This is a genomic window from Streptococcus parasanguinis, from assembly GCF_015557775.1.
GTDB classification, from domain to species: domain Bacteria; phylum Bacillota; class Bacilli; order Lactobacillales; family Streptococcaceae; genus Streptococcus; species Streptococcus parasanguinis_AA.
Genome location: NZ_JADNOY010000001.1, coordinates 511,282 through 531,510 on the forward strand (window position 1 = coordinate 511,282; position 20,229 = coordinate 531,510).

The window sequence follows — 20,229 nt, forward strand, 5'->3', positions numbered from 1 at the left end:
AGGAGAATACAATGGTTGTCATTAAAAATGGTCGCGTAATGGATCCCAAGACAGGTTTGGATCAAGTCTGTGATCTTCGTATCGAAGGAAAGAAAATTGTAGAGATCGCTGAAAACCTCCCAACAGATGGACAAGAAGTCCTTGATGCTGCTGGTCTGGTGGTAGCTCCTGGTTTGATCGATGTACACGTGCATTTCCGTGAACCTGGTCAAACTCATAAAGAAGACATCCATACGGGTGCCTTAGCCGCAGCTGCGGGTGGTTTTACCCGAGTGGTCATGATGGCCAATACCAATCCGACCATTTCAGATATTGCAACTTTAGAGGAAGTCTTAGCTTCTGCAGCCAAGGAAAATCTCCACATTCATACGGTTGCGACGGTGACCAAGAACTTTGACGGTCAACACCTGACAGATTTTGAAGGACTGCTTAAGGCCGGTGCAGTGGGATTTTCAGATGATGGGATTCCCCTTCAAAGTACTAAGGTTGTCCGCCAAGCCTTGGAAGAAGCTAAGCGTTTAGGAACCTTTATTAGTCTGCATGAAGAAGACCCTGAGTTGAATGGCATTCTTGGTTTGAATGAGAACATTGCTAAGGAACACTTCCATGTCTGTGGTGCGACAGGTGTAGCCGAATATTCAATGGCTGCGCGTGATGCCATGATTGCCCATGCGACAGGTGCTCACCTCCATATCCAACACCTTTCCAAGGAAGAAAGTGTCAAGGTGGTGGAATTTGCCCAAGGATTAGGAGCTCATGTAACGGCAGAAGTGGCACCTCAACACTTTTCGAAAACAGAAAGTCTGCTCTTGACTAAAGGAAGTAATGCTAAGATGAATCCACCTCTTCGCTTGGAATCTGACCGTCTAGCAGTGATTGAAGGCTTGAAGTCAGGCGTTATCTCCGTGATTGCGACTGACCACGCGCCTCACCATGCGGACGAGAAGAATGTTCCTGATATTACCAAAGCACCATCTGGCATGACTGGCCTTGAAACTTCGCTCTCTCTTGGTTTGACCTACTTGGTGCATGCAGGTCATTTAAGCCTGATGCAATTGCTTGAAAAGATGTCCTATAATCCAGCACGTCTCTATGATTTTGATGCTGGCTATATCGCAGTGGATGGACCGGCAGATTTGACCATCTTTGATCCAGAAGCAGATCGTCTGGTATCGGATCATTTCGCTTCAAAAGCTGGCAATTCACCATTTGTGGGTGAAACATTAAAAGGGAAAGTTGCTTATACAATCTGTGATGGACAAGTGATTTTTCAAGGATGAGCGATCGTATTCATATAAATCTTAAAAAAATGATGCAAGGCTTGGTTTTCTTTTTAACCAGCCTTCTTGTCTTTGTCTTTCTATTTCGAGCTTTGCTACCGACTGCATCTCCTCGCATGACCAAGGCCAAACCATCTGCGAAAGAGGTCACCTATACCTATGTGGCGTTGGGAGATTCCTTGACCAAAGGTGTCGGTGATAGCACCAATCAAGGGGGCTTTGTGCCCATCCTCGCCCAAAGTCTGTCCAATGAAAATGATGGCCAGTACCAACCTGTCAACTATGGAGTAGCTGGAAATACAAGCGCTCAGATCTTAGATCGACTCAAGAAGCAAACAGATCTTCAGAAGGATCTCAAAAAGGCGCGTGTCATGACCTTAACAGTTGGCGGAAATGATCTGCGCAAAGTCGTTGTCAATCATCTGAGTGATTTTTCTCTATCAGATATCCAAAAGCCGCTCAAGAGTTATACAGCGAACCTCAAAGAAATTATTACAAAGGCCAGAAAGGACAATCCCCATCTTCCCATTTATGTAGTGGGGATCTACAATCCTCTTTATCTGAATTTTCCTGAATTAACCAGTATCCAGACGGCTGTCGATCGTTGGAATGAGACGACGGAAGAAACCATCGCGCAATTTGATCAGGTCTATTTCGTTCCGATCAATGATCTGCTCTATAAAGGAATTGATGGCAAAATGGGCGTATCAGAAATCAGTGACGGGAAGACAACCGTTATCAATGATGCCCTGTATGAAGAGGATAGCTTTCACCCCAACAATACGGGCTATGAAAAGATGAAACAAGCAATATTGGAGAAAATCAATGCCACGAAGAAAACTTGGAGTCAAAAATAATCCCATCAAAGAGAAGGTCCCCTTTCTCCAAAAAATTAATATTTGGAAATGGTTATTTTTAGGTTTAGTCAGCCTTCTCTTAGCCTTTGCTATAGTCGTGCAAGGACGCTTGGCGACGCCAAGAGAAGATGTTAGTCAGCTTCATCAAACAGTTGGCACCAAAGATGTCAAAGTTGGAACTATGACGACAACTCGTGATCAACTCAATGACACCATCAAATCGCTTCTGAAAAAATATAAGCTGTCCGACTACAAGGTCTATGCGGACAATCAGCAAATCCTATTAGAAGGGCAGTTAAGTTTCTTAGGGAAGGATTATCCCTTATATATTTACTTTCAACCATCCAAATTGGAAAATGGGAACATTCTCTTGACGGTGAAGGATTTTTCAGTCGGAACCTTTCAAATTCCACAAAGGATGGTTTTGCAGCTCTTGAGCAAGAATAAAACTATTCCAGAATTTATCCAAATTTCACCAAAGCAGTCTACCATCACCATTGTATTACCAGAAATTGACAATGACTTTGGAATCTATGTCAAGGCCAATACCATTGACCTCTATAACGATAAGATCGTTTTTGATTTGTATCAGAAGAAGTAGAGTAACAGGGTCTATTCAGATTGATGGAAAATTGTATTTTACATAAAACAACTAGAATGATGCTGAAAATAAAAACGATACTTACTATTAGGCTTATTCAATAAATATTGAAACTTTCCGCCGTGAGAAAAGTGCTAGAAACACTTTTGTTTCTAGCACTCGGGAGTTTTGGAACCTTAGGTCCAAAACTAAGTCATGGAACTTCTTTGAAGTTCGCTGACGTCCGTCTTCACCTAAGGAAAGTTTCTAAGATGACATTATCTTCAATCTAACTAGAACTGAAAGCTCTATTTTGTTTCTATTCAAAAAATTCAGAATATTGTAGAAAATTCTTGACATTGCTTTTTCCCTATGCTAAAATACTAAACAAGACATTGAACAAAGGAGAAAGTCAAACATGAAAACAGCTAAGTTTATTCAATTTGCTTTGTTGTTGAGGTATAAGGGCTAGTGCAGAAGCATTAGTCCTGTTTGGCTTACCAAGCGGGCAAAAACATCTCGCTTGGTTAACCGAGTGAGATGTTTTTCTTTATATCCACTACATAGAAATGAGGAGACCCTATGCGTAAAGTTGAATTTTTAGATACCAGCCTTCGGGATGGCGAACAGACTCCAGGAGTTAATTTCTCTATCAAAGAAAAGATTGCCATTGCTAAACAATTGGAAAAATGGGGCATTTCTGCTATTGAAGCAGGTTTTCCTGCAGCTAGTCCTGATTCCTTCACAGCTGTGCAGGAGATTGCCAAGGTCTTGACCAAGACAGCCGTGACAGGTTTGGCTCGTTCTGTCAAATCAGATATTGATGCTTGTTATGAAGCCTTGAAGGATGCTAAGTATCCACAAATTCACGTCTTTATCGCAACCAGTCCGATTCACCGGGAGTTTAAACTCAACAAGACCAAGGAAGAAATTCTTGAAGCGATCAAAGAGCACGTTTCTTACGCTCGCTCAAAATTTGAAATTGTGGAATTCTCGCCAGAAGATGCGACACGGACCGAATTGGATTTCCTCTTGCAAGTCGTTCAGACTGCAGTCGATGCAGGGGCCAGCTATATCAACATTCCTGATACAGTCGGTTTCACGACACCAGCAGAGTACGGAGCTATTTTCAAATACTTGATCGACCATGTCAAGACAGATCGCGAGATTATCTATTCGCCTCATTGCCATGATGACCTAGGTATGGCGGTGGCGAATAGCCTCGCTGCTGTTAAAAATGGTGCCCGTCGTGTCGAAGGAACCATTAATGGAATCGGTGAACGGGCCGGCAATGCGGCACTTGAAGAAGTAGCAGTTGCTCTCAATATTCGCGAAGACTATTTCCAAGTGGAGAGTCCGATTGTCCTTAATGAAACCATCAACACTTCTGAGTTGGTCTCTCGTTACTCTGGGATTCCAATTCCTAAAAACAAGGCGGTTGTTGGTGGCAATGCCTTCTCACACGAGTCTGGGATTCACCAAGATGGAGTTCTTAAAAATCCTCTTACCTATGAAATCATCACGCCTGAGTTGGTGGGTGTTAAGAGCAATAGCCTTCCACTTGGAAAATTGTCTGGTCGCCATGCCTTTGTCGAAAAACTGCATGAATTGGGACTGGAATTTACAGAAGAAGACATCCAGCCATTGTTTGCTAAGTTCAAATCTCTGGCAGATAAAAAACACGAGATCACAGATGCCGATATCCGCGCCCTTGTTGCCGGTACAGCAGTGGAAAATCCAGAAGGATTCCAATTTAATGATCTACGCTTAACCACCAATGCAGACGAAACGATTACAGCAGCGGTTAGCCTCCGCAATGAAGAAGGGGAAGTGCTTGAATTTCTTGCCAATGGTCAAGGGTCGGTTGAAGCGATCTTTAATGCGATTGATAAATTCTTCAACCAAACTGTTCGCTTGACATCTTACAATATCGATGCAGTGACAGATGGGATCGATGCCCAAGCCCGCGTCTTAGTATCCGTGGAAAATGTCGATACCGATACGATTTTCAATGCCTCTGGTTTGGACTTCGACGTATTGAAAGCCTCTGCCATCGCTTATATCAATGCCAACACGCTGGTTCAAAAAGAGAATGCGGGTGAGATGGGACGAGCTGTCTCCTACCGTGATCTTCCACAAGCCTAAGAGGAAATGAACATGACAAAGAAAATTGTAACACTTGCAGGAGATGGGATTGGCCCTGAGATCATGGCAGCTGGACTAGAGGTCCTCGCAGCCGTCGCTCCAAAAATCGGCTTTGATTATAGTCTAGAAGACAAAGCTTTTGGGGGTGCTGGGATTGATGCCGCTGGCCACCCTCTTCCCCAAGATACTCTAAAAGCAGCTAAAGGAGCGGATGCTATTCTTCTCGCAGCCATCGGGAGTCCGGAATACGACAATGCTCCTGTTCGTCCAGAACAAGGCCTGCTCGCTATTCGCAAGGAATTAAATCTCTTTGCCAATATTCGTCCTGTACGGATTTTTGACGCCTTGAAACACTTGTCTCCTTTGAAACCAGAGCGTATCGAGGGTGTCGACTTCGTGGTCGTGCGTGAATTGACAGGTGGGATTTATTTTGGAGAGCATATCTTGAAAGAAGATACAGCGCGCGATATCAACGATTACAGTGCAGAAGAAATCCGTCGGATTATGCGCCAAGCCTTCAAGATCGCGCAAGGACGTGGCAAGAAAGTGACCAGTATCGATAAGCAAAATGTCCTTGCAACTTCTAAATTGTGGCGCCTAGTGGCAGAAGAAGTTGCGAAAGAATTTCCAGATGTGACCTTAGAGCACCAGCTTGTCGATAGTGCGGCCATGATCATGATTACCAATCCAGCCCGTTTTGATGTCGTAGTGACAGAGAATCTATTCGGAGATATCTTATCTGATGAATCGAGCGTACTTCCAGGAACACTAGGCGTGATGCCATCTGCTAGTCATTCTGACCAAGGACCAAGTATGTACGAACCGATTCATGGTTCAGCACCTGATATTGCTGGTCAAGGCATTGCCAATCCAATTTCCATGATCCTGTCCGTTGCCATGATGCTCCGAGACAGTTTTGGAGAAACAGCAGGTGCAGAAATGATCGAAGAAGCTGTCAATCAAACCTTGAATCAAGGAATCTTGACACGGGATCTAGGTGGTAAGGCTTCTACTGCAGAGATGACTGCAGCCATTATTGGGAATCTCTAAAATGACATGGAGAGATCGCTGTTTAGTTCTTATTGCTATTTGGAATAGTATCGTATTTCTGACCTATGGTTTAGATAAACGAAAAGCTATCCAAAAGAGGTGGCGGATTCCTGAAAAGGTCCTGTTACTTGAGAGCTGGCTGCTTGGTGGATTCGGAGCTCTACTAAGTGGATATCTCTTTCACCACAAGGTGCGGAAATGGTATTTTCAAGCTACCTGGTGGGGCAGTAGCCTTCTTTTAGCAGGTGCCCTCTTTCTAATCCTTCAATGGATTTCCTAACAAGAAGATAAATGGAGAAAGACGATGAGTGGAAAATCTATCTTTGATAAACTTTGGGCCCGCCACGTGATTACAGGAGTGGAAGGACAACCCCAACTCATGTATGTGGACCAACACTACATTCACGAAGTGACGAGTCCGCAAGCCTTTCAAGGATTACGGGACGCAGGACGCAAGGTCCGACGACCTGATTTAACCTTTGGAACCTTTGATCACAATGTTCCAACGGTCAATATTTTTGATATTCGAGATGTGATTTCAAAAGCCCAGATTGATAAATTAGCTGAGAATGTGGTGGACTTTGGGATTGATCATGCAGCCCATGGTTCTGCTAAGCAAGGAATCGTTCATATGGTGGGCCCTGAAACCGGTCGGACCCAGCCTGGAAAATTTATTGTCTGTGGAGACAGCCATACCGCAACCCACGGAGCTTTTGGTGCCATTGCCTTTGGGATTGGAACCAGTGAAGTGGAGCATGTCTTTGCTACCCAAACCATCTGGCAAGTCAAACCAAAGAAAATGTTGGTTGAATTCACCGGAACCCCACAAAAAGGGATCTATTCAAAGGATTACATCCTAGCTTTGATAGCGCGCTACGGTGTTGCTTGTGGAGTTGGCTATGTCGTAGAGTATCGGGGAGAAGCAATTGATCGCTTGACCATGGAAGAACGCATGACCATCTGTAACATGTCAATCGAGTTCGGATCCAAAATGGGGATCATGAATCCAGATGAGACGACTTTTGACTACCTCCGGGGACGCGAATGTGTGCCAGATGATTTTGAGGCTGCAGTAGCTGATTGGAAGACTCTGGTAAGTGATGACGACGCCGTTTATGATAAGGTCATCCGTATGGATGTATCTGATCTTGCTCCGATGGTGACTTGGGGAACCAACCCTTCTATGGGAGTGGACTTCGAGACTCCTTTTCCAGAGATTCGCGACATGAATGATGAACGGGCTTATCATTATATGGATCTAGAACCTGGTCAAAAACCAGCAGACATTGAATTAGGCTATATCTTTATCGGTTCTTGTACCAATGCGCGTCTCAGCGATTTGGAGTTGGCAGCCAAGTTTGTGAAAGGCAAAAAAATTGCGCCAAACTTAACTGCTATTGTGGTACCTGGCTCTCGTCCGGTTAAGCAAGCTGCCGAAAAATTAGGCTTAGACAAGATCTTCATGGATGCGGGCTTTGAATGGCGTGATCCAGGATGCTCCATGTGTCTAGGAATGAACCCAGACAAGGTTCCAGATGGGGTCCACTGTGCTTCTACTAGCAACCGGAACTTTGAAGATCGTCAAGGATTTGGAGCCAAGACCCATCTCTGTAGCCCAGCAATGGCCGCTGCAGCAGCAATAGCTGGTCGCTTTGTCGACGTGCGCCAAATGCCGGAAGTCGAGTAAAAGGAGGAAGCATGGAGAAATTTACCATTTATACGGGAACTACGGTTCCCTTGATGAACGATAATATTGATACTGACCAAATCCTCCCCAAGCAATTCTTAAAGCTGATTGATAAAAAAGGTTTTGGGAAATACCTCATGTATGCTTGGCGCTATTTGGATGACCAATATACTGAGGATCCAGATTTTATCTTTAACAAGCCAGAATACCGCAAGGCGACCATTTTGATCACTGGTGACAATTTTGGGGCCGGTTCCTCTCGGGAGCACGCAGCCTGGGCTTTAGCTGATTATGGCTTTAAAGTCGTTATCGCTGGATCTTTTGGAGATATCCATTACAATAATGAGCTTAATAATGGCATGCTGCCGATTGTCCAACCACTTGAGGTTCGTCAACAATTGGCAAGTTTGAAGCCGACAGATCCAGTGACGGTGGATTTGGAAGAGCAGAAGATCATCTCGCCTGTAGGAGAGTTTCGCTTTGAGATCGATCAAGATTGGAAGCACAAATTGCTCAATGGCTTGGATGATATCGGGATTACGCTTCAGTACGAAGACTTGATTGCAGCTTATGAGAAGAACCGGCCAGCTTACTGGCAATGATAAAATTGTATATCGAATTACGAATTTTCTGAAAATATATTGAATTTGAGACTATATTTTGATACAATACTAAAAAGAATAGAAAAGGAAAGAGACTTATGACAAAACACATTCAATGGGACGGACAACTTTCACAAGAAGGATTTGATATTCTTAAAGGAGAGGGGGGTTGTATCGTCTGCCCTACCAAAGTTGGCTACATCATCATGACCAGTGACAAGGCTGGCTTGGAACGGAAATTCGAAGCCAAAGAACGCAACCGCAACAAACCAGGTGTGGTTCTTTGCGGAAGCATGGATGAACTTCGTGCCCTTGCGCAATTGAATCCTGAAATCGAAGCCTTCTACCAAAAACATTGGGATGAAGATATCTTGCTTGGTTGTATCCTTCCTTGGCGTGAAGATGCCTATGCAAAATTGCAAGCTTTCGGAGATGGACGTGAAGAACTCATGACAGACGTTCGTGGAACTTCATGCTTTGTCATCAAATTTGGTAAAGCTGGTGAGCAAATCGCCAAAGAAATGTGGGAAAAAGAAGGCAAGATGGTTTACGCTTCTTCAGCCAACCCTTCCGGTAAAGGAAACCGCGGGAAGGTCGAAGGAATCGGTGAGCGCATCGAAGGTGCCGTGGACTTGGTCATTGAAGCCGATGATTATGTAGCTTCTATCCAACCAGACAAGACCATTGAAACTCGCTATGAACAAGGTGTGATGGTCTCTATGGTTGATGCCGAAGGAAAACTCATCCCAGAACAAGGGACAGGTAGCCGTTCTGTCAATACTTGTCCAGTTGTGATCCGTAAAGGATTGGATATCGATAAGATCATGATGCACTTATCTGATCATTTCAACTCTTGGAACTACCGCCAAGGGGAATACTATTAAGAAATAGAAAACAGCATTCCGTTTGGAATGCTTTTTTGTGAAAGGATAAAAGATGGTATAATAGAGTCAAACGATGTTCCATTAGAAGAGGAGTTAGTATGGTCTCCAGAAAAGCATTTATCGATAAAGCCAATCAGGAAGGTTTTTCCTTCAACATCCAAATCCCATGGTGGCGGTACAATAACTTCAAGTCATTAGTTTGGAGAAAAAGGCTCTCTGAGGAGCAACTCTATCAGATCTTTCTTTCACTTTGTAGAGAGGTAGAAGACCGGAGAATGCAAGCCATAGCGGATAAGAGGAAGTTTCAGACAGGATTTTATGTCGCTGCATGCAATGGTCGCGAGTTTCGCTTTGAGTTTGTATTCAAAAAGAATCAACAACTAAGAGTTTATAATCTATTTGAGACAGTCAATGGTCGTAAGAAACTTACCTTGATGGATCTGCTTGATTACATTATGGATTGACGATGTATAGAAACAATAAGGGTTCACTACAAATTGATAAAAGAAAGAGTAGTTCTATGATTTCAAGAGATGCATTTTTAGAAAGAATCAACCAAGAGGGATTCTCATTTAGCATTGAAATCCCGCGCAGAAATTTTTCGGATTTTACATCATTAGTTAGGAGAAGAAGAATTTCAGAAGAAGACCTCTATCAGCTGTTTTATAACTATTGTCAGGAGCTAGAAAACTGTTTGAAAGAAGCAGGGGAGAAACGACGCTTGCTCTTCAATAAGTTTCCAGTTAGCCCCGTTCATGATAAATATAAAACGAAATTTGATACAGTGGCACCCAACGGACGCGAATTCCGCTTTGAGTTTGTATTTAGCAATGACAATCGTTTAAAAGTTTATCACATGATCGAAACGGTTAATGGTCGTAGGAAAAAAACACCTATGGAAATACTGATGGACCTGGTTGACGCCTTATAATGAGAATCTGTTCAAAAATAAAACTGTAGCCAAATCAAAAAAAACTAGAGTATGCGCTCTAGTTTTTTGGTTGTTGATGGGTGATATTCTTTCCCCAAGGGATGAGATTTTCTTTTTTCTCTTTGATCCGTTGGATATTGTCCTTGTGACGAAGAATGATCAAGGTCGCTAGTGCCAAGACAATGATTGTAAAAAGTGGATCATAGCTGTGCAAGATCCATCCAGTCAAAGGAAGAAGGAGGACCGAAAGAATGGCGAGTAGTGCAACGGTAACACTCGAAAACGAAATCATACTGGTTAAATACAGGCTGGCTACAAAATAAACAGCTAAAATGAGTAGCAAGATAGGCGAGAAACCAAGTAAGACACCAGCACTCGTCGCCACTGCCTTTCCACCCTTGAATCCAGCAAAAATTGGGAAAGTGTGTCCCAAAACGGCTAAGAGACCAAAGACCATCGGCGAGATCCCCTGAATTCCAAAGAAAGTCGGAAGGAGAACGGCCAAAGTTCCTTTCAAGAAATCAATCGCAAAGACAATGATTCCAGCTTTCTTCCCTAAAATCCGAAAGGTATTGGTCGTTCCAGTATTGCCCGAGCCATGTTCCCGTAAATTAATATGGAAAAAGATTTTCCCAATCCATAATCCCGAAGGAATGGAGCCTAACAGATAGGCTAAAATTAAAACACTTATTTCTTTTATCATACTTTCATTATATCAAAAAGGCATCAATAGAAAAAGCAATTTTTGGAGTTCAAGTGTGACATCTGAAGAAAGTGTCCAGCCAGCTTTTTTTACTGAGATATAGAAATCTCCATATAAAGAGAAAAAATTTTGCAAAATTTCCTAAAAAACTGTAATATAGAAAAGATGAACAAACAGGAGGTTCCTTGTGGCAAAAAAGGAAATCAATATTAATAATTATAATGACGATGCCATTCAGGTACTAGAAGGGTTGGATGCAGTCCGTAAACGTCCAGGGATGTATATCGGATCGACCGACGGAAATGGCTTGCATCACATGGTCTGGGAGATCGTGGATAATGCGGTCGATGAAGCCTTGTCTGGCTTTGGCTCACAAATCGATGTAACGATTAATAAAGATGGTTCGCTATCGGTAGAAGACCAGGGACGTGGAATGCCGACCGGGATGCATGCTATGGGTAAACCAACCGTTGAGGTGATCTTTACGGTTCTCCACGCCGGAGGGAAGTTTGGTCAAGGAGGCTATAAGACATCTGGAGGTCTTCACGGAGTGGGATCTTCTGTCGTCAATGCCCTTTCTAGCTGGCTAGAGGTAGAAATTACCCGTGATGGAGCTGTCTACAAGCAACGTTTTGAAGATGGTGGAAAACCAGTTACTACACTCGAGAAGATTGGCTCTGCTCCCAAGTCTAAGACAGGGACCAAGGTCACCTTCATGCCAGATCCAACCATCTTTTCAACGACAGATTTCAAATTCAATACCATTGCTGAGCGAATCAAAGAATCAGCCTTCTTGCTGAAGGATGTGACGATGACGTTGACCGACCTCCGCAAGGAAGAAGACAACCATGTGGCCTTTCACTATGAAAATGGTGTCCAAGATTTCGTAGAGTACTTGAACGAAGACAAGGAAACTTTGACACCTGTTCTCTACTTTAGTGGCGAATCAGATGGTTTTCAGGTAGAAGTGGCCATGCAATACAATGATGGTTACTCAGATAATATCTTGTCCTTCGTTAATAATGTCCGCACCAAAGATGGGGGAACCCACGAGACAGGTCTGAAGACAGCCATTACCAAGGCTATGAACGACTATGCAAGAAAGATAGGACTCCTCAAAGAAAAAGACAAGAATCTGGAAGGATCAGACTACCGTGAAGGTTTATCTGCTGTTCTCTCGATCCTGGTTCCAGAGGCCCATTTGCAGTTTGAAGGACAAACCAAAGACAAATTAGGAAGTCCCTTGGCTCGTCCAGTCGTCGATAGCATTGTTTCTGATAAATTGACCTTCTTCCTCATGGAAAATGGAGAATTGGCTTCTAATCTCATTCGTAAGGCTATTAAAGCCCGGGATGCGCGTGAAGCCGCTCGGAAGGCGCGGGATGAGAGTCGAAATGGCAAGAAGAGCAAAAAGGACAAGGGACTTTTGTCTGGTAAATTGACACCAGCCCAGTCTAAAAATCCTAAGAAAAACGAACTTTATCTAGTCGAAGGAGACTCAGCCGGCGGTTCTGCCAAACAAGGACGGGATCGGAAGTTCCAAGCGATTCTTCCACTTCGTGGGAAGGTTCTTAATACTGAGAAGGCCAATATGAGTGATATCCTCAAGAACGAGGAAATCAACACCATGATCTACACCATCGGTGCTGGAGTTGGGGCAGATTTCTCTGTGGAAGACGCCAACTATGATAAGATCATTATCATGACCGATGCGGATACGGATGGTGCCCACATTCAAACCCTCCTCTTAACCTTCTTCTATCGTTATATGCGCCCTTTGGTAGAAGCAGGGCATGTCTACATTGCACTTCCTCCTCTTTATAAGATGTCGAAAGGCAAAGGCAAGAAAGAAGAAGTAGCCTATGCTTGGACAGATAGCGAATTAGAAGAGTTGCGTCGGACCTTTGGCCGTGGGGCAACCCTCCAACGATACAAAGGGTTGGGGGAAATGAATGCGGATCAGCTTTGGGAAACGACCATGAATCCAGAAACTCGTACCTTGATCCGTGTCACCATTGATGATCTAGCCCGTGCAGAACGCCGCGTTTCCGTCCTCATGGGAGATAAGGCTGCACCACGTCGTCAATGGATTGAAGATAATGTTAAGTTTACCTTGGAAGAAAATACGGTATTTTAATCACTTTCTAGTATAAAGTAAATAAGCTGGGATGTAGAAATGGTAAGGAATCGACATGAGAACTGATACAGAAATGATGAATCTGATTTTGCAGATAGCTGAGTCCTTACAAGTGGAAGCAGTGGCCTTATCCGGTTCGCGAGCCAATCCTCGGGCACCCAAAGACGAGTTTCAAGATTATGATGTGGTCTATATCGTTGATGATCTAGAAGACCTGATTTCAGATTTATCCTGGTTGGATCAGTACGGAAATCGACTCATCGAACAGCACAACCGACTGGGACATCGTCGTCTGTATCTCATGCTCTTTGAAGACGGCAACCGTATCGATTTGACCCTCTGTCCCAAGGAGTATATCCAAGAGTGGGTGGACAGCGAAGCAAATTTTGAAGTTATAAAAGATGACAAAGGTTTGTTTGACTCTTACATTTCTAGTCCGAACCGCTATTGGACCGCTCCGCCTACTGAAGAGGAATTTGGAGCATCCTGCAATGAATTTTGGTGGGTATCGGCTTATGTCGTAAAGGCCATTCGAAGAAATCAGCTCATCTATGCGACCGACCACCTCTATGGCATTTGTCAGCAAGAACTTCTTAAGGTCTTAGCTTGGCAGGTGACAAGCGATAGGGGAGCAGTTGATATCGGAAAGAACTACAAGTACCTCTTCCAGTATCTATCAGATGAGCAAGAGAAGGAGTTCTCAGCTTTGCTAGATCTATCTAGTATAGAGAAGAACAGTCAATCCTTATTTGCTACCATGAATTTCTTTCATAGAGAAGCTCAAATTCTGACCCAAAAGATGGGGTTTACTTACGATAAGGAAGTGGCTGAGAAGATGATAGCTTATGCTAAAGAGAAACTTTCTAATCATTAATGAACCTATTTTAAACAACAGAAAGGAACGTTTGGTTACTTGGTGTAACCTAATTCCTTTTTCGTAAAAGACTACTCAACATTCTTTGAAAGGAGTTGAACACGCCCTCAGAGCTGTGTGAAAAAGATAAATTTCTAATTTTCACTTTGTATTTTACGGGCGTTGTACCCTATATGAGTAATATTCAAAATATGTCCTTGGAGGACATCATGGGGGAGCGCTTTGGTCGCTACTCCAAATACATTATTCAAGAACGGGCTCTTCCTGATATTCGGGATGGCTTGAAACCAGTTCAACGGCGGATTCTTTATTCGATGAATAAGGATGGTAATACCCATGACAAGGGCTACCGCAAGTCTGCCAAGTCTGTCGGTAATATCATGGGGAATTTCCACCCTCACGGGGACAGTTCTATCTATGATGCCATGGTTCGTATGTCTCAAGACTGGAAGAACCGTGAGATTCTAGTCGAAATGCACGGAAACAATGGTTCCATGGACGGTGATCCACCGGCAGCCATGCGTTATACCGAGGCGCGTTTATCTGAAATTGCTGGTTATCTTTTGCAAGATATCGAAAAGAATACAGTGCCATTTGCCTGGAACTTTGACGATACAGAAAAAGAGCCAACGGTTTTGCCTGCCGCTTTTCCAAATCTCTTGGTCAATGGGGCAACAGGGATTTCGGCTGGTTACGCGACTGATATTCCACCACATAACCTTGCTGAAGTCATTGATGCCGTGGTCTACATGATCGACCATCCATCTGCCAAGGTAGACAAACTCATGGAGTTTTTACCTGGACCTGATTTCCCAACTGGTGCCATTATCCAGGGACGGGATGAGATCAAGAAAGCCTATGAAACTGGTAAGGGCCGGGTGGTTGTCCGCTCTAAAACAGAGATCGAGCAGCTCAAAGGCGGTAAGCAGCAAATCGTTGTCACCGAAATCCCTTATGAGATTAACAAGGCTGTTTTGGTCAAGAAGATCGACGATGTCCGTGTTAACAACAAGGTGGCTGGTATCGCAGAAGTTCGGGATGAGTCTGACCGAGATGGTCTTCGCATTGCGATTGAGTTGAAGAAAGATGCCAATGCAGATTTGATCTTGAACTACTTGTTCAAGTATACGGATTTGCAGGTCAACTACAACTTCAATATGGTGGCAATTGACAACTACACACCACGTCAGGTGGGGATTGTACCGATTCTCTCTAGCTACATTGCACACCGTCGGGATATCATTGTCGCTCGCTCGCGCTTTGATAAGGAAAAGGCAGAACGACGCCTCCATATCGTAGAGGGCTTGATCCGCGTCATTTCTATCCTTGATGAAGTCATTGCCTTGATCCGAGCTTCTGATAATAAGGCAGATGCTAAGGAAAACCTCAAGGTCAGCTACGATTTCACGGAAGAACAAGCTGAAGCTATCGTTACCTTGCAATTGTACCGCTTGACCAATACGGATATTGTCACCTTGGAAGAAGAGCATGCTAGTCTCAAGGAGCAAATCGCGACCTTGGCAGCCATCATTGGGGATGAACGGACTATGTTTAACCTTATGAAGAAGGAGTTGCGTGAAGTCAAGAAGCTCTTTGGGAATCAGCGTCGCAGTGAATTGCAAGACACTGCTAAGACGATTGAGATTGATACAGCCAGTCTCATTGTTGAAGAGGAAACCTTCGTCAGCGTAACCCGTGCTGGATATATCAAACGAACCTCGCCTCGTTCGTTCAATGCCTCAACACTGGAAGAAGTCGGTAAGCGAGACGATGATGAGTTGATTTTTGTAGAGCCTGCTAAGACCACTCAGCACCTCTTACTCTTTACCAACTTGGGGAATGCCATTTATCGACCAATTCACGAATTGACAGATACCAAGTGGAAGGATATCGGAGAGCACCTCAGTCAGACCTTGACCAATTTCGAGCAAGAGGAAGAAATTCTCTTTGCGGAGATTGTGGATCAGTTTGAGGGAGTAACCTACTTTGCAGCAACTCAACAAGGACAAATCAAGCGCTTTGAACGCAAGGAATTGAGCCCATGGCGGACTTATCGTTCTAAATCGACTAAGTATGCTAAGCTAAAAGATCAAGACGACCGTATCGTAGCAGTTGCGCCAGTTGTCCTTGAAGACATCATGATCATTACTAAAAATGGGTACGGGTTGCGCTTCAATATTGAGGAGGTCCCTGTCGTAGGAGCCAAAGCAGCAGGGGTCAAAGCCATTAACCTGAAAGACGGAGATCAAGTTGCTGCCGCCTTTAAGTCGACAACTCCAAGCATGTACATTCTGACTCAACGAGGCAGTCTCAAACGGATGTTACAAGACGATATTCCTGTGACCAGTCGGGCTAAACGGGGACTACAGGTCTTGCGTGAGTTGAAAAATAAACCACATCGCGTCTTCAAGGCAGGTCCAGTCTTCACTGACCAGGGAGATTTTGATCTCTTTACGAGCCAAGAAGAAGTGGCAGAGCAAGATCAAATCCTTCAGATCACTTCCACAACTGGGCAGGTGACAGAAGTTGATTTGACACAATTAAGCATTTCTGAAAGAACAAGCAATGGATCCTTTGTTAACGATACCATTTCGGATCAAGAAGTTTTTTCAGCTGCCATCAAATAAAAGAAAGCGTCGGTCCGTTTTAGGACTGACTTTCTTTAAAAATAAATTTTCTGAAAATTGAAAATTTCGCTTGAAATTCTCATGAAATGGTGTACAATAGTGTACATAGATTGAGAAACTGAATCGACCTGCATCAGATCGACTAGGAATAGAAAGAATTAAAAGGAGCACTATCATGACAGTATCACTTGATTGGGAAAACCTTGGCTTTTCATATATGAAATTACCCTATCGCTATTTGGCACATTATCGCAATGGAGCTTGGGAAAAAGGAGAATTGACAGAAGATGCGACCTTGCATTTGTCCGAATCTTCTCCCAGTTTGCATTACGGTCAGCAAGCCTTTGAAGGGTTGAAAGCCTACCGTACAAAAGATGGAAGTATCCAATTGTTCCGTCCAGATCAAAATGCCAAACGTTTGCAACGCACAGCAGATCGGTTGCTGATGCCTCAAGTACCTGTTGACATGTTTGTAGATGCTTGTAAGGCAGTGGTAAAAGCCAATGAAGAGTATGTTCCACCATATGGTACAGGAGCTACCCTTTACCTTCGTCCACTTTTGATTGGGGTTGGTGATATTATTGGTGTGCATCCAGCAGATGAGTATATCTTTACCATCTTTGCCATGCCTGTCGGTAACTATTTTAAAGGTGGTTTGGTCCCAACGAACTTCTTGATTCAATATGAGTATGACCGTGCTGCACCACATGGTACAGGGGCTGCAAAAGTTGGAGGGAACTACGCAGCTAGTATGTTGCCAGGTAAGATTGCGCATGATCGTAACTTCTCTGACGTGATTTACCTCGATCCAGCGACTCACACCAAGATTGAAGAAGTTGGTTCTGCAAACTTCTTTGGTATTACTGCTAATAACGAATTTGTGACGCCATTGAGTCCTTCTATCTTGCCATCTATCACCAAGTATTCTTTGCTTTACTTGGCAGAACACCGTCTTGGTATGACACCAATTGAAGGGGATGTCTTTATCAATGACTTGGATCGTTTTGTAGAAGCAGGAGCTTGTGGTACCGCAGCTGTCATCTCTCCAATCGGAGGCGTTCAACACGGGGATGACTTCCATGTCTTCTATTCTGAAACAGAAGTAGGTCCTGTCACACGGAAGCTTTATGACGAGTTGACCGGTATTCAATTTGGCGATGTCGAAGCGCCAGAAGGATGGATTGTCAAAGTCGATTAAACCGAAAGCATCTGAGATAAAAGTGTCCAGGCTTCAATGAGAACGAGTCTTAACGAAGGACGTAGTAGCTAAAGTTTCTCTTCATTCGCTTTTAGGCTCAAAAGAGTGCCGAATGACCTTTTCGGGGGTGGGAGAAAGAAGGAATTTCTAACTAAATTCTTTCTGCCCACTCCCTTTTCTCTTGCGTCATCAAGAGAATTTTTGTAAAATAGTAAAAGTGAAAAGAGGGTTGAAATGAGTAAGAAAGATAAGAAAATTGAGATTCAAATCGTTGATAGTAAAGTAACCGTCGGAAAAGACATCTTTGATGGGTTCACTTTGTCCATTGGTAAGAAAACCATTGGTGAAATTGCAGACATGGCTGGTCAATTTGCCATTATCAAAAATGGAAATGTGGATTCTCTTTACAAAAAACTTGAAAAAGCCGTTGAAATTTTAATAGAAAATTATAATTTGAACAAATAAGGGCTTGCAATCATAGTAAATCAATGGTATAATAGATCCTGTTGATTTATATGGAGAGATAGCGAAGAGGCTAAACGCGGCGGACTGTAAATCCGCTCCTTCGGGTTCGGGGGTTCGAATCCCTCTCTCTCCATTTCATTCATGGGGTATAGCCAAGCGGTAAGGCAAGGGACTTTGACTCCCTCATGCGTTGGTTCGAATCCAGCTACCCCAGTTCTTAGGTAATATCAGATAAGTGATAAAATATCTATCTAGGTATTTTATTTCTTTATAGGATGAGTCGTTAAAGATTATAGTTGATCTCATTGCGAGTGCTTGCTTAGGAAAAATAATTATAAGTATGTCAAGTTTTAGAAAACTTGATTGTTGGAGGATTTTTTAGATGAATGAATTTGAAGATTTGCTAAACAGTGTTAGCCAAGTTGAACCAGGTGATGTTGTTACTGCCGAAGTATTGACAGTTGACGCAAACCAAGCTAACGTTGCAATCTCTGGAACTGGTGTCGAAGGTGTCTTGACTCTTCGCGAATTGACAAACGATCGTGATGCTGACATCAACGACTTGGTAAAACCAGGTGAAACACTTGAATTGCTTGTTCTTCGTCAAGTAGTTGGTAAAGATACTGATACAGTAACTTACCTTGTATCTAAAAAACGTTTGGAAGCTCGCAAAGCATGGGACAAATTGGTCGGACGTGAAGAAGAAGTTGTTACTGTTAAAGGAACTCGCGCTGTTAAGGGCGGACTTTCAGTAGAATTTGAAGGACTTCGTGGATTTATTCCAGCTTCAATGCTTGATACTCGTTTTGTACGTAACACTGAACGTTTCGTAGGTCAAGAATTTGATGCTAAAATCAAAGAAGTAGATCCAAAAGAAAACCGCTTTATCCTTTCACGTCGTGAAGTTGTTGAAGCTGAATCAGCTGCAGCACGCGCAGAAGTATTTGGTAAATTGAATGTTGGTGATGTTGTAACTGGTAAAGTAGCACGCATCACAAGCTTCGGTGCTTTCATCGACCTTGGTGGTGTTGATGGATTGGTTCACTTGACAGAATTGTCACACGAACGCAACGTATCACCTAAATCAGTTGTAACTGTTGGTGAAGAAATCCAAGTGAAAGTTCTTGACTTGAACGAAGAAGAAGGTCGTGTATCACTTTCATTGAAAGCTACAACACCTGGACCTTGGGATGGCGTTGAACAAAAATTGGCTGCTGGTGATGTCATTGAAGGAACTGTTAAACGTTTGACTGACTTCGGTGCATTCGTTGAAGTATTGCCAGGTATCGATGGACTTGTACACATCTCACAAATTTCACACAAACGTGTTGAAAATCCAAAAGATGTTCTTAAAGTTGGACAAGAAGTAACTGTTAAGGTTCTTGAAGTAAATGCTGCAGATGAACGTGTATCACTTTCTATCAAAGCTCTTGAAGAACGTCCAGCTCAAGAAGAAGGCGAAAAACAAGAAAAACGTCAATCTCGCCCACGTCGTCCAAAACAAGAAAAACGCGACTTTGATCTTCCAGAAACTCAAACTGGATTCTCAATGGCTGACTTGTTTGGCGATATCGAATTGTAATATTCAAAAAGCTTACCTCTCGGTAAGCTTTTTTTACTTGTAAAATTCTCGAGAATTTGATATACTATAACAGTTGCCACCCTTAGTGTAATGGATATCACGTAAGATTCCGGTTCTTGAGATGGGGGTTCGATTCCCTCAGGGTGGATGATTCATAACGAGGCTCCTCGGAGTCTTTTTTGCTCTTTCTTGGAGGAACATGCAATGACAGTAAAATTAATCGCCCATACCTTGATTGAGAAAGACGGGAAGTATCTGCTTATCAAACGCTCGAAAATAAAGCGAGGTCTCCCTAATGTCTATCCATCTTATTGGGATATTCCAGGTGGAAGTGTAGAAGAGAATGAATTGCCCAGAGAGGCTGCTCTACGTGAGGCTATTGAGGAGGTTAATCAAAAGCTTCGGATTAATAAGATTATCCACGAAGATAGTCAATTTGATGCCAGCAAAGATACTGTCTTTACACGCCTAGTTTATGCTGGCGAGATTTTGGAAGAGCGTGATTTTATATTAGATCCAGAAGAGCATACAGACTTTAAATGGATTTCTTCTTTGAAAGACATAGAGAGCAATCTCGTTGTGCCTTATTTGCTTGAAATCCTTGCTGACAAATCCAAATAAAGCAGC

The 20,229-nt window shown here is 43.2% G+C and carries 19 protein-coding genes and 3 tRNA genes; 21 read left to right on the forward strand and 1 reads right to left on the reverse strand.

The window, feature by feature from the left end:
• Positions 1-11: 11 nt before the first annotated feature.
• From I2F76_RS02765 to I2F76_RS02815, 11 genes are all read left to right on the forward strand, one after another.
• The gene (locus I2F76_RS02765) at positions 12-1,280 is read left to right on the forward strand and encodes a dihydroorotase (RefSeq protein ID WP_195487183.1); all 1,269 of its coding nucleotides are present in this window, start codon (positions 12-14) and stop codon (positions 1,278-1,280) included.
• A gap of 14 nt (positions 1,281-1,294) precedes the next feature.
• Positions 1,295-2,137, forward strand: a complete 843-nt coding sequence (locus tag I2F76_RS02770; RefSeq protein ID WP_195487227.1) for an SGNH/GDSL hydrolase family protein — start codon at positions 1,295-1,297, stop codon at positions 2,135-2,137.
• Positions 2,106-2,738 (forward strand): YpmS family protein, encoded by a 633-nt coding sequence (locus I2F76_RS02775; RefSeq protein WP_003007130.1) that lies wholly within the window; start codon positions 2,106-2,108, stop codon positions 2,736-2,738. Before I2F76_RS02770 ends, I2F76_RS02775 begins: the two co-directional genes overlap by 32 nt.
• 561 nt (positions 2,739-3,299) lie before the next feature.
• A complete protein-coding gene (locus I2F76_RS02780) occupies positions 3,300-4,862 on the forward strand; it encodes a 2-isopropylmalate synthase (RefSeq protein ID WP_195487184.1) in 1,563 nt (520 codons plus the stop codon).
• Positions 4,863-4,874: 12 nt separating this feature from the next.
• Entirely contained in the window at positions 4,875-5,912 is a 1,038-nt protein-coding gene (gene leuB, locus I2F76_RS02785; protein WP_195487185.1) for a 3-isopropylmalate dehydrogenase, read from the forward strand.
• Between the two features lies 1 nt (position 5,913).
• Entirely contained in the window at positions 5,914-6,192 is a 279-nt protein-coding gene (locus I2F76_RS02790; RefSeq protein WP_070450141.1) for a DUF1294 domain-containing protein, read from the forward strand.
• Positions 6,193-6,216: 24 nt separating this feature from the next.
• Positions 6,217-7,599, forward strand: a complete 1,383-nt coding sequence (leuC, locus tag I2F76_RS02795) for a 3-isopropylmalate dehydratase large subunit (RefSeq protein ID WP_070450138.1) — start codon at positions 6,217-6,219, stop codon at positions 7,597-7,599.
• Positions 7,600-7,610: 11 nt separating this feature from the next.
• Positions 7,611-8,201: a 3-isopropylmalate dehydratase small subunit gene (gene leuD / locus I2F76_RS02800; protein ID WP_003007140.1), complete on the forward strand. Its 591-nt coding sequence runs from the start codon at positions 7,611-7,613 to the stop codon at positions 8,199-8,201.
• Positions 8,202-8,299: 98 nt separating this feature from the next.
• The gene (locus I2F76_RS02805) at positions 8,300-9,085 is read left to right on the forward strand and encodes an L-threonylcarbamoyladenylate synthase (RefSeq protein ID WP_049490685.1); all 786 of its coding nucleotides are present in this window, start codon (positions 8,300-8,302) and stop codon (positions 9,083-9,085) included.
• Between the two features lie 98 nt (positions 9,086-9,183).
• The gene (locus I2F76_RS02810) at positions 9,184-9,549 is read left to right on the forward strand and encodes a hypothetical protein (protein ID WP_195487186.1); all 366 of its coding nucleotides are present in this window, start codon (positions 9,184-9,186) and stop codon (positions 9,547-9,549) included.
• Between the two features lie 56 nt (positions 9,550-9,605).
• Positions 9,606-10,016, forward strand: a complete 411-nt coding sequence (locus I2F76_RS02815; RefSeq protein ID WP_070661433.1) for a hypothetical protein — start codon at positions 9,606-9,608, stop codon at positions 10,014-10,016.
• A gap of 58 nt (positions 10,017-10,074) precedes the next feature.
• On the opposite strand, the gene plsY is transcribed toward I2F76_RS02815, so the two are convergent.
• Positions 10,075-10,719, reverse strand: coding sequence for a glycerol-3-phosphate 1-O-acyltransferase PlsY (plsY, locus tag I2F76_RS02820; protein ID WP_031576989.1), 645 nt, complete (start codon positions 10,717-10,719; stop codon positions 10,075-10,077).
• 187 nt (positions 10,720-10,906) lie between these two features.
• On the opposite strand from plsY, the gene parE reads away from it, so the two are divergent.
• The 10 genes from parE (at position 10,907) to I2F76_RS02870 (ending at position 20,223) form a co-directional block, all read left to right on the forward strand.
• On the forward strand, positions 10,907-12,856 hold the full coding sequence (gene parE, locus I2F76_RS02825; protein ID WP_031576991.1) for a DNA topoisomerase IV subunit B: 1,950 nt from the start codon (positions 10,907-10,909) through the stop codon (positions 12,854-12,856).
• Positions 12,857-12,911: 55 nt separating this feature from the next.
• Complete coding sequence (locus tag I2F76_RS02830) at positions 12,912-13,730, forward strand: aminoglycoside 6-adenylyltransferase (protein ID WP_195487187.1); 819 nt, start codon at positions 12,912-12,914, stop codon at positions 13,728-13,730.
• A gap of 173 nt (positions 13,731-13,903) precedes the next feature.
• Positions 13,904-16,357 carry a DNA topoisomerase IV subunit A gene (gene parC, locus I2F76_RS02835; RefSeq protein WP_195487188.1) on the forward strand — a complete coding sequence of 818 codons (2,454 nt, stop codon included), beginning with the start codon at positions 13,904-13,906 and terminating at the stop codon, positions 16,355-16,357.
• A gap of 175 nt (positions 16,358-16,532) precedes the next feature.
• Positions 16,533-17,555, forward strand: coding sequence for a branched-chain amino acid aminotransferase (locus tag I2F76_RS02840; protein ID WP_195487189.1), 1,023 nt, complete (start codon positions 16,533-16,535; stop codon positions 17,553-17,555).
• Between the two features lie 234 nt (positions 17,556-17,789).
• Complete coding sequence (locus I2F76_RS02845; protein ID WP_195487190.1) at positions 17,790-18,020, forward strand: DUF2969 domain-containing protein; 231 nt, start codon at positions 17,790-17,792, stop codon at positions 18,018-18,020.
• Positions 18,021-18,072: 52 nt separating this feature from the next.
• Positions 18,073-18,153 (forward strand) — tRNA-Tyr (locus I2F76_RS02850).
• Between the two features lie 9 nt (positions 18,154-18,162).
• Positions 18,163-18,234, forward strand: a tRNA-Gln gene (locus tag I2F76_RS02855).
• 168 nt (positions 18,235-18,402) lie between these two features.
• Positions 18,403-19,602, forward strand: a complete 1,200-nt coding sequence (rpsA, locus tag I2F76_RS02860) for a 30S ribosomal protein S1 (protein WP_003011990.1) — start codon at positions 18,403-18,405, stop codon at positions 19,600-19,602.
• A gap of 76 nt (positions 19,603-19,678) precedes the next feature.
• Positions 19,679-19,750 (forward strand) — tRNA-Arg (locus tag I2F76_RS02865).
• Positions 19,751-19,806: 56 nt separating this feature from the next.
• On the forward strand, positions 19,807-20,223 hold the full coding sequence (locus I2F76_RS02870) for an NUDIX hydrolase (RefSeq protein ID WP_045759394.1): 417 nt from the start codon (positions 19,807-19,809) through the stop codon (positions 20,221-20,223).
• Positions 20,224-20,229 lie beyond the last annotated feature (6 nt).

Excerpts from the sequence above, each read along its gene's own strand:
- I2F76_RS02765 (WP_195487183.1), top strand. The coding sequence starts at position 12 with ATGGTTGTCATTAAAAATGGTCGCGTAATGGATCCCAAGACAGGTTTG.
- I2F76_RS02775 (WP_003007130.1), top strand. The coding sequence starts at position 2,106 with ATGCCACGAAGAAAACTTGGAGTCAAAAATAATCCCATCAAAGAGAAG.
- I2F76_RS02780 (WP_195487184.1), top strand. The coding sequence starts at position 3,300 with ATGCGTAAAGTTGAATTTTTAGATACCAGCCTTCGGGATGGCGAACAG.
- leuB (WP_195487185.1), top strand. The coding sequence starts at position 4,875 with ATGACAAAGAAAATTGTAACACTTGCAGGAGATGGGATTGGCCCTGAG.
- I2F76_RS02790 (WP_070450141.1), top strand. The coding sequence starts at position 5,914 with ATGACATGGAGAGATCGCTGTTTAGTTCTTATTGCTATTTGGAATAGT.
- leuC (WP_070450138.1), top strand. The coding sequence starts at position 6,217 with ATGAGTGGAAAATCTATCTTTGATAAACTTTGGGCCCGCCACGTGATT.
- leuD (WP_003007140.1), top strand. The coding sequence starts at position 7,611 with ATGGAGAAATTTACCATTTATACGGGAACTACGGTTCCCTTGATGAAC.
- I2F76_RS02805 (WP_049490685.1), top strand. The coding sequence starts at position 8,300 with ATGACAAAACACATTCAATGGGACGGACAACTTTCACAAGAAGGATTT.
- I2F76_RS02810 (WP_195487186.1), top strand. The coding sequence starts at position 9,184 with ATGGTCTCCAGAAAAGCATTTATCGATAAAGCCAATCAGGAAGGTTTT.
- I2F76_RS02815 (WP_070661433.1), top strand. The coding sequence starts at position 9,606 with ATGATTTCAAGAGATGCATTTTTAGAAAGAATCAACCAAGAGGGATTC.
- plsY (WP_031576989.1), bottom strand. The coding sequence starts at position 10,719 with ATGATAAAAGAAATAAGTGTTTTAATTTTAGCCTATCTGTTAGGCTCC.
- I2F76_RS02830 (WP_195487187.1), top strand. The coding sequence starts at position 12,912 with ATGAGAACTGATACAGAAATGATGAATCTGATTTTGCAGATAGCTGAG.
- parC (WP_195487188.1), top strand. The coding sequence starts at position 13,904 with ATGAGTAATATTCAAAATATGTCCTTGGAGGACATCATGGGGGAGCGC.
- I2F76_RS02840 (WP_195487189.1), top strand. The coding sequence starts at position 16,533 with ATGACAGTATCACTTGATTGGGAAAACCTTGGCTTTTCATATATGAAA.
- I2F76_RS02845 (WP_195487190.1), top strand. The coding sequence starts at position 17,790 with ATGAGTAAGAAAGATAAGAAAATTGAGATTCAAATCGTTGATAGTAAA.
- rpsA (WP_003011990.1), top strand. The coding sequence starts at position 18,403 with ATGAATGAATTTGAAGATTTGCTAAACAGTGTTAGCCAAGTTGAACCA.
- I2F76_RS02870 (WP_045759394.1), top strand. The coding sequence starts at position 19,807 with ATGACAGTAAAATTAATCGCCCATACCTTGATTGAGAAAGACGGGAAG.